The organism is Bradyrhizobium sp. AUGA SZCCT0182 (genome assembly GCF_018130185.1).
In the GTDB taxonomy this organism is placed as follows: Bacteria; Pseudomonadota; Alphaproteobacteria; order Rhizobiales; family Xanthobacteraceae; genus Bradyrhizobium.
The window spans coordinates 66330-74887 of record NZ_JAFCLY010000043.1 but is presented as its reverse complement, the minus strand read 5'-3'; the positions used below and the strand labels follow the sequence as shown (position 1 = coordinate 74887).

The window sequence follows — 8558 nt, the reverse complement described above, 5'->3', positions numbered from 1 at the left end:
GAGCGCGTCATAAGCCGTAAAGCCACTGCGCAGGGAATGTCGGATGTTCTCCGCTGCCCTGTATGCTCATGTGCAGCTTTTTTAGCACAGAACGCACATGAGACCGCGGGTGCAGCGCGCATCCGGCATTCCCTGCGCCCTCTGAATTTCGGGGGCGAAGATTACCTGCAAACCTCGGGCGCCATGTGCCGCGAGAACGCGAAGCTATATCCACGTCGTCCCGGCGAAGGCCGGGACCCATACGCCGCGGCCTATCGGTGAGATCGCCGGCCTTAGTGACCTTCTGCAACAACAACCGCCGCGGAGTATGGGTCCCGGCTCAAGGCCGGGACGACGGCGGAGAATGGCGCGAGACCCCTACCCCACCTTCCCCATCAGCGCAGCATTGAACGCGGCGACCCAAATCTCCGTAGTTTCACTGAGTAACTCGCCCGATGGATTGCTTCGCTTCGCTCGCAATGACGGTGAGAGGCCGGCCCAACACCCTGAATTTTACCGACTGTTCAGCTATTGCCCATACGCTTTTTCCCTGTGCCAGAATTGGCTTCGAACGCTCAGGACGAGCGATGCTAGAACAATCCATCGCCGACGAGGTCGAGGCCGCCATCAAGGCCGGCTCGGCGCAAAAACACCTCGAGACCTTCCGACGCGTCACGGACCTGTTCCTGACCTCGGCCGACGGCTTCAATGGCGAACAGATCGAGCTGTTCGGCGACGTGCTCGAACGGCTGATCAGGACCATCGAGCTGCGCGCCATCGCCGACGTCAGCGCACGCATCGCGCTCGCCGAAATGAGCAGCCAGCTCGCATCGGTGAAGCAGGCGCCGCAGGCCGTGATCCGGCGCCTCGCCCACAACGAGGATATTTCGGTCGCAGCGCCCGTGCTGACCGAATCCGCGCGGCTGTCGGCGGAGGATCTGGTCGAGCTCGCGCAGACCAAAAGCGAGGCGCATCTGCTCGCGATATCCGGCCGCTGGTGGCTCGCCGAGATCGTCACCGACGCGCTGCTGGCGCGGCATTATCCGAGCGTCAGCCGCAAGCTGGTCGCCAATCCCGGCGCAAAGGTTTCCACGAACGGTTTTGCGGTGCTGCTGGCGCAGGCCGAACACGATCCGGAGCTGGCGATCGAGACCGGCATCCGCGTCGACCTGCCGGCGGATATCAGGCGGCAATTGCTGCGCGACGCCACCGAAGCCGTGCGCACGCGGCTGCTGTCGCGCGCGCCGCCGCATCTGTTCGAGGAAATCCGCGGCGCCATCGCGGCCGCCGCCGACGGCGCCAGCCGCGAAATGTCCCGCGTGCGCGATTTTGCTTCCGCCAAGCGCTACGTGACGCTGCTCGCCAAGAACGGCCAGCTCAACGAAGGCGCGCTGATGAGCTTTGCCAGGCAGCGCAAATACGAGGAGACGGTGGCGGCACTCGCCGAACTGTCGCGCTCCGGCATCGACGTCATTCGCCCGCTGATGCAGAGCCTGCGCGACGACGGCCTCTTGATCCCCTGCCGCGTCGCGGGGCTGAGCTGGGAAACCGTGGCCGCCGTGCTCGACAGCCGCTTCGCGTCCGGCAACATGGGCCCGCACGAACTGGCGACGGCGAAATCGCAATACGCCAAGCTGACGCTGGACAATGCGCAGCGCATGCTGCGGTTCTGGCAGGTGAAGGCGACGGATGCGCCGCCGGGAGTGAATTGACGGATGCGCCAAAGCGCATCCGTCATCCCGGGGCGATGCGAAGCATCGAACCCGGAATGACGACGTTAGAGATGTACTTACTTCCCTTCTCCCACAAAAGGAGAAGGAAGAAAGTGCTACCGCGTGCCGAATGTGGTCGCGCCGAACAGCGCCTTCTGCGTCGAGGGTTGCGAGCGCCAGTATTGCGGCGGCGCAAACACCTCGCCGCCGAGTTCGGCGGCGGCGTGCCAGCCCCAGCGCGGGTCGTAGAGCATGCCGCGGGCCAGCGCGACCATGTCGGCCTTGCCGGACGCCACGATCTCCTCGGCCTGTCCGGCTTCGGTGATCAGGCCGACCGCAATCGTCGTGAGGCCGGTCGCCTGCCTGATGGCTTGCGCGAATGGCACCTGATAGCCGGGGCCGAGCGGGATTTTTTGCAAGGGGCTGACGCCGCCCGAGGATGCGTCGATCCAGTCGACGCCGCGTTTTTTCAGTTCTTTGGCATATTCGATCGTCTGCGCCAGATCCCAGCCGCCCTCGACCCAGTCGGTCGAGGAAAGCCGCAGGCCCACCGGCTTGTCGTGCGGGAACGCCGCGCGCACCGCGTCGAACACTTCGAGCGGAAAGCGCATGCGATTCTCCAGCGACCCGCCATATTGATCGGTGCGCTGGTTGGAGATCGGCGACAGGAATTGATGCAGCAGATAGCCGTGGGCGCTGTGCACCTCGATGGCGTCGATGCCGAGCCGCTCGGCGCGCTTGGTGGCAGCGACGAACGCATCGCGCACGCGGGCAAGACCCGCCGCGTCGAACGCCAGTGGCGGCGTCTCGCTCGCCTTGTGCGCGATCGCCGACGGCCCTTCCGCCTGCCAGCCGCCTTCGGACACCGGGATCAGCTGGCCGCCGTCCCAGGGCGTGTGGCTCGACGCCTTGCGGCCGGCATGGGCAAGCTGGATCATCACGGCAGCCTTGGAGCGCTTGCGCACCGAGGCCAGGATCGGCTTCAGCGCGGCCTCGTTGGCGTCGTTGTAGAGGCCAAGGCAGCCCGGCGTGATCCGGCCGATCGCCTCCACCGCCGTTGCTTCGATGCAGAAGATCGAAGCGCCCGACAGCGCCAGCGAATTGATATGCGTGAAGTGCCAGTCATTGGCGTCGCCATCATCAGAGGAATACTGGCACATCGGCGCCACCATGATGCGGTTGGCGAGTTTCAGGCCACGCAGCTGGATCGGGGAGAACAGGTTGCTCATGGGGATTCCTGGGGACCGAAGGGGACGACGCTGGCCTCCTCTGTAGCGAGCCGCCCCCTTCCCCTCAACCCGCCGCCAGCGCAACCCTCCCCTTACGGTTTGATTCCGGCGGCCTTGATCAGCTCAAAATTGGCCGCGATCTCGCGCTTGAGGAGTGCGTCCATCTCGCCGGGGGTCATCGGCATCGGCTCGATGGCGAGCTTTTTCAAGCCCTCCTGCGTCACCGGATCGGCCAGCACCTTGGTGCCCGCCGCATGCAATTTGTCGACGATCTCGCGCGGCGTCTTCGACGGCACCAATACGCCAAACCAGATCGCGCTGTCGGCATCCTTCAATCCGACATCGACCGGGGTCGGCACGTCGGGCAGCTCAGTGGCGCGCTTGGCCGTCGATACCACGAGCGCGCGCACCTGGCCCTCGCGGATCAGCGGCAGCGCGGTTGCGAGCGGACAGAAATAGAAATCGATTCGGCCGCCAAGAATATCGGCGATCACCTCGCCGCCGCCGCGATAGGGAACGTGGATGGCCTCAAAGCCGGCGGCGAGGCGGAATTTCTCGGAACTGATATGGACCGCGCTGCCGATGCCGACCGAACCGTAGGAGATCGATCCGGGCTTGCCCTTGGCGTCCGCGATGAAATCCCGGATGGTCTTCCACGGACGCGAATTCGGCACGATCATCACATTGGCGGTGGAGCCGATCATCAGCACCGAGGCGAGGTCGCGCGCGGCATCGAAGGCCAGATTCGGAAAGATCGCCGGTGCAATCGTCAACGCGTTGGAGTTGGAGAGAATGCTGTAGCCGTCGGGATCAGCCTTCGCCACCAGTCCCGAACCGACCGTTCCACCCGCACCGGCGCGGTTCTCGATCACGATCGGCTGGCCAAGCTCGACCGCCAGACGATCGAACAGCAACCGCGGCACGACGTCGGCCGCACTGCCCGCGCCAAAGGGGATGGTCGCCTTGATCATCCGGGTAGGCCAGGTTTCGGCCTGGGCGGCGAAACCCGCGAAAACGATCGAAAGGATGAAAACTACCCGAATGGACCTGGTCATCAAATGCTCCGGTTTCACTGCCCGGATCGCTGCAAGAACCGTTCCGAAAACAGCGTTACGCAGTGCCCCCGCCTGCCTCAATCCACCAGCGTGAACTGCAGCAGCAGATTGCGCTGGATCATCGAGAAATTGTCGTCGGAGATCAGCGTCAGCACCGTATCGCCCTCGTCGGTCACATGGGCTTCGATGCCTTCCAGATTGTCGATCTCACTGCCGAGATCGGCGTTGAAGATCGTGGGACCGTCGATCACGGCGCCTGAGGCGATTGAATTTGGCGCGATGCGCCGGATCCGGACGCCGATGCCGCCGAGCATGGAAAACTTGCGCTCCAGCAACAGCAATTGACCCGAGGGCAGCAACACCGCGTCGCTGACGTCGAAATTCTCGGTGCGGCGGATGCCGAACTGGCCGGGCGTCTTGCCGCCAATCATAAAGCCGATGATGTTGCCGTCGGCGTCGAGCCCGCGTTCGGAGATTGCGACCAGCGTCCCCGCCAGGGGCTGGCCCTTCGGCACCATCACCAGCGCCTCGAGCCCCTTGTTGAACGGCAGCTTGCGCGCCGCCGGCGGCAACGGCAGCGGCTCGCCGAGCGAGCGCGTAAAACCCTTGGCGAAATCGAACCGCAATATCTGATTGACGCGTTCGATGCCGACATAGACGTAGGAACCATCGAGCGCGATCGACTCGGTGTCGAACCAGCCGCGCGCGGTGATCGGCTTGCCATCGGGACCGAGTATCGGCGACGCTTCGACATCGTCGAGGCCGGTCATCTCGCGGCCCTTGTAGGCAATGCGGCCGGTAAACCAGCCGCCCTTGTCGCTGATGGCGATGAAGCGCTCGCCCTTGGCGTCGAGCCGCAGCCCCGACAGGCCGCCGAAGCCGCGAAACCGCGAGGTCAGAATCAACCCGCTGCGATATTCCAGCGAGCCAAACCGCACATGTGAGCGGTCGCGGGTATCGAACGACGGCAGCGGCCTTGCATTGACCTCGATCGAGACCGGCGCGGTGACCGAATATTCATCCGGGCTTGCCGGCTTCGGCGGCCGCTGAACTGCGGTCTGCGCACGCGCGATCGCAGGCAGCGCCGCGGCCGAGAGCCCCGCCGCTGCAGTTTTCAGAAAGCGACGGCGGCTCACCGGTGCGCGCATACTCTCAGGAATGCAGACGGCGTGGCCGGCGCGTTGTCGTGGGCGCGGCACCGTGGGTCTCGCTGAAGAGCTCGGCAAGCTTTTCGGTGATGGCGCCGCCGAGTTCCTCTGCATCGACGATGGTAACCGCACGGCGATAATACCGCGTGACGTCGTGACCGATACCGATCGCGATCAGTTCGACCGGCGAACGGGTCTCGATCTCCTCGATGATATGACGCAGATGCCGTTCGAGGTAATTGCCCGGATTGACCGACAGGGTGGAATCGTCGACCGGCGCGCCGTCGGAAATCATCATCAGGATCTTGCGCTGTTCGGGACGTCCGAGCAGGCGCTTGTGCGCCCAATCCAAAGCCTCGCCGTCGATGTTTTCCTTCAAAAGCCCCTCGCGCATCATCAGCCCGAGATTTTTCCGCGCGCGGCGCCAGGGGGCATCGGCGGATTTGTAGATGATGTGGCGCAAATCGTTCAGCCGGCCGGGATTGGCCGGCTTGCCGGCGGCAAGCCACGCCTCGCGGGACTGCCCGCCTTTCCAGGCGCGCGTGGTGAAGCCGAGGATCTCAACCTTGACACCACAACGCTCCAGCGTGCGCGCCAGAATATCGGCACAGGTCGCCGCCACCGTAATGGGACGGCCGCGCATCGAACCGGAATTGTCCAGCAGCAACGTCACCACGGTGTCGCGGAAGGTCGCTTCCTTTTCGTGCATGAACGAGAGCGGATGATAGGGATCGGTGACCACGCGCGACAGCCGCGCCGGGTCAAGGATGCCTTCCTCGAGATCGAACTCCCAGGCCCGGTTCTGCTGCGCCATCAGGCGGCGCTGCAGCCGGTTGGCCAGCCGCGCGACGATGCCCTGCAGGTGCGCCAGCTGCTTGTCGAGATAGCTGCGCAGCCGTTCCAGTTCGTCATGGTCGCAGAGATCCTCGGCCGCGATCACCTCGTCGAACTTCGGCGCAAAGGCGTGATATTCCGGCCCGCGTGGTTCATTGGCGCCGCGCGAATTCGGCCGCGTCGCCTCGCCCGGCGTTTCGTCGTCGCCGAGTTCGCCATCGTCGAAGGTGTCTGACGTGGAAGCCTGCGCGCTTTCCATCGCGCTCTCCGACATCTCGTCGGTCGAGGCCTGGGCCTGATCGGCGCTCATTTCCTGCGCGGCGTCAGAGTCGGGCGAGCCTTCGGCGCCGGACTGATCGTTCTCGCCGTCCTGATTCTCCTCGTTGTTCTCGTCGTCATCGGCATCAGCGTTGCGGTCGTCGCCAAGGTCGAGCGCCGACAGCAGATCGTGCACGAGGTCGCCGAACTTGGCCTGGTCTTCGGTAACGCGGCTCAACTGATCTAGCCGTGCGCCGATCTTGTCCTCCAGCACCGGCCGCCAGAGATCGACTACTTTTTTAGCAGCGGTGGGCGGCGCCAACCCGGTCAGCCGTTCACGCACCAGCATCGCCAGCGCATCCGACAGCGGCGCGTCGGCGCGGTCGGTGATCTCGTCGAATTTGCCGCGATGGAAATGATCGTCGAGCATCGCGGTGAGGTTTTTCGCGACACCAGCCATCCGCCGCGAGCCGATCGCTTCGACGCGGGCCTGCTCCACCGCCTCGAACACGCCGCGCGCCTGCGGATTGCCCGGCATCAGCTTGCGGTGGACCTTGGGATCGTGACAGGCGAGTTTCAGCGCGATCGAATCGGCGTGGCCGCGCACAATCGCGGCATCGCGTTTCGTCATCTTGCGCGCAGGTTCGGGCAACCGGGCCTTGCCCGGCGCGAGACCCGGACGTTCGGCCGCGAACGTCACTTCGAGCTCGGGTGCTTTTGCGATCGCGCGCAGGCACGACGTCACCGCGCGCTTGAACGGTTCGGTCGGCGCTTCCTTGGATCCGGTGCGGAATTTGGAGTTGGATGTGCTCATAGCGCTTTCGTGAACCAATGGCGCGTCACGCCTTCAGGATAACCTTCGATCGAACCGAATTCCTCATAACCGCAGGCGCGGTAGAAACCCGGCGCCTGAAAACTCATCGTATCGAGATAGGACCGCGTGGCCCCAAACCGTCTCGCTTCGTCTTCAATCGCCTTGATCAGCTTTGTTCCAAAATCCTTGCCGCGAAGTTTCTGCTCCATCCAGAACAACTGTATGAACAGCACCGTGGTCCAGACCTCACCGACAATCCCGCCGACGATCTTGTCGCCTTCGCGTAAGGAGATGGCGAGGCGCTTGTATTTCTGCCTCCCCATCTTCTCGTTGTTGTAGCCGATGAGTCCGCCGAGCACCGCCTTCTTGGTCTTTCCAATGGTGCGCTCGACGGAAATGGTTGGCATGGGCTAGCTGAGCGCCACGTTGACCGAACTCTCGGCCAGCTCCGCGTTGAAGCAGCGCTGATAGAATTCAGCCACCAGCGGCCGTTCCAGCTCGTCGCACTTGTTGAGGAAGGTAACGCGGAACGCAAAGCCGATGTCGGAGAAGATATCGGCGTTCTCCGCCCAGGTGATCACCGTACGCGGGCTCATCACCGTCGAGAGGTCGCCATTGGCGAACGCGTTACGGGTGAGGTCGGCGAGCCGCACCATCTTGTTGACGATGTCGCGGCCTTCCTGCGTGCGATAGTGCTTCGCCTTGGCGAGCACGATCTCGACTTCCTCGTCATGCGCCAGGTAATTCAGCGTGGTGACGATCGACCAGCGGTCCATCTGGCCCTGGTTGATTTGCTGGGTGCCGTGATAGAGCCCCGACGTATCGCCAAGACCGACCGTGTTGGCGGTCGAGAACAGGCGGAACGACGGGTGCGGCTTGATCACCTTGTTCTGGTCGAGCAGCGTCAGGCGGCCGGAGACTTCCAGCACGCGCTGGATCACGAACATCACGTCGGGGCGCCCGGCGTCATATTCGTCGAACACCAGCGCGATGTTGTGCTGCAGCGCCCAAGGCAGAATGCCGTCGCGGAATTCCGTGACCTGCTTGCCGTCACGCACGACGATGGAGTCCTTGCCGACCAGATCGATACGACTGATATGGCTGTCGAGGTTGACGCGCACGCAGGGCCAATTCAGCCGCGCTGCGACCTGCTCGATATGGGTCGATTTACCCGTGCCGTGATAGCCGGTGACCATGACGCGGCGGTTGTGGGCGAAACCCGCCAGGATCGCGAGCGTGGTGGCACGATCGAAACGGTAATCCGAATCGACGTCCGGCACGTGCGGGTCAACTTCGGAATAGGCAGGCACTTCGAGATCGGTATCGATTCCAAATACCTGCCGGACCGACACCTTCATATCGGGCAAACCGACGGGCTCAACAGTTTTGTGCATGGCGGCGGTCGTCATCAATCCTCCGAGGTCCCGGGCGCTCCCGAAACCAGATTTGTTGAATGGCTGCGGATGGGTGTTGCCGCAAACCTAGCAGAGTGCAACGGCCGGCAGAAGCCCGCCGCGCAATGAAAGTTC

The 8558-nt window shown here is 63.8% G+C and carries 7 protein-coding genes; 1 reads left to right on the top strand and 6 read right to left on the bottom strand.

What is annotated here, in order from left to right:
• Nucleotides 1-566 precede the first annotated feature (566 nt).
• The gene (locus JQ611_RS32930; protein ID WP_212467796.1) at nt 567-1691 is read left to right on the top strand and encodes a DUF2336 domain-containing protein; all 1125 of its coding nucleotides are present in this window, start codon (nt 567-569) and stop codon (nt 1689-1691) included.
• Between the two features lie 116 nt (nt 1692-1807).
• On the opposite strand, the gene JQ611_RS32925 is transcribed toward JQ611_RS32930, so the two are convergent.
• The 6 genes from JQ611_RS32925 to cobS form a co-directional block, all read right to left on the bottom strand.
• Nucleotides 1808-2920, bottom strand: a complete 1113-nt coding sequence (locus JQ611_RS32925) for an NADH:flavin oxidoreductase/NADH oxidase (protein ID WP_212467795.1) — start codon at nt 2918-2920, stop codon at nt 1808-1810.
• Nucleotides 2921-3012: 92 nt separating this feature from the next.
• On the bottom strand, nt 3013-3975 hold the full coding sequence (locus tag JQ611_RS32920; RefSeq protein ID WP_212467794.1) for a tripartite tricarboxylate transporter substrate binding protein: 963 nt from the start codon (nt 3973-3975) through the stop codon (nt 3013-3015).
• Nucleotides 3976-4052: 77 nt separating this feature from the next.
• Nucleotides 4053-5123, bottom strand: a complete 1071-nt coding sequence (locus JQ611_RS32915) for an esterase-like activity of phytase family protein (RefSeq protein WP_212467793.1) — start codon at nt 5121-5123, stop codon at nt 4053-4055.
• Between the two features lie 4 nt (nt 5124-5127).
• Entirely contained in the window at nt 5128-7029 is a 1902-nt protein-coding gene (gene cobT, locus JQ611_RS32910; RefSeq protein WP_212270167.1) for a cobaltochelatase subunit CobT, read from the bottom strand.
• Nucleotides 7026-7436 (bottom strand): GNAT family N-acetyltransferase, encoded by a 411-nt coding sequence (locus JQ611_RS32905; protein WP_212270166.1) that lies wholly within the window; start codon nt 7434-7436, stop codon nt 7026-7028. The genes cobT and JQ611_RS32905 overlap by 4 nt, the downstream gene beginning before the upstream one ends.
• A gap of 3 nt (nt 7437-7439) precedes the next feature.
• A complete protein-coding gene (cobS, locus tag JQ611_RS32900; protein WP_212270165.1) occupies nt 7440-8438 on the bottom strand; it encodes a cobaltochelatase subunit CobS in 999 nt (332 codons plus the stop codon).
• Nucleotides 8439-8558: the final 120 nt, after the last annotated feature.

What these genes read in the sequence shown, in the direction of transcription:
- JQ611_RS32925 (WP_212467795.1), bottom strand. Translation starts at nt 2,920, where the DNA reads ATGAGCAACCTGTTCTCCCCGATCCAGCTGCGTGGCCTGAAACTCGCC.
- JQ611_RS32915 (WP_212467793.1), bottom strand. Translation starts at nt 5,123, where the DNA reads ATGCGCGCACCGGTGAGCCGCCGTCGCTTTCTGAAAACTGCAGCGGCG.
- cobS (WP_212270165.1), bottom strand. Translation starts at nt 8,438, where the DNA reads ATGACGACCGCCGCCATGCACAAAACTGTTGAGCCCGTCGGTTTGCCC.
- JQ611_RS32930 (WP_212467796.1), top strand. Translation starts at nt 567, where the DNA reads ATGCTAGAACAATCCATCGCCGACGAGGTCGAGGCCGCCATCAAGGCC.
- JQ611_RS32905 (WP_212270166.1), bottom strand. Translation starts at nt 7,436, where the DNA reads ATGCCAACCATTTCCGTCGAGCGCACCATTGGAAAGACCAAGAAGGCG.
- cobT (WP_212270167.1), bottom strand. Translation starts at nt 7,029, where the DNA reads ATGAGCACATCCAACTCCAAATTCCGCACCGGATCCAAGGAAGCGCCG.
- JQ611_RS32920 (WP_212467794.1), bottom strand. Translation starts at nt 3,975, where the DNA reads ATGACCAGGTCCATTCGGGTAGTTTTCATCCTTTCGATCGTTTTCGCG.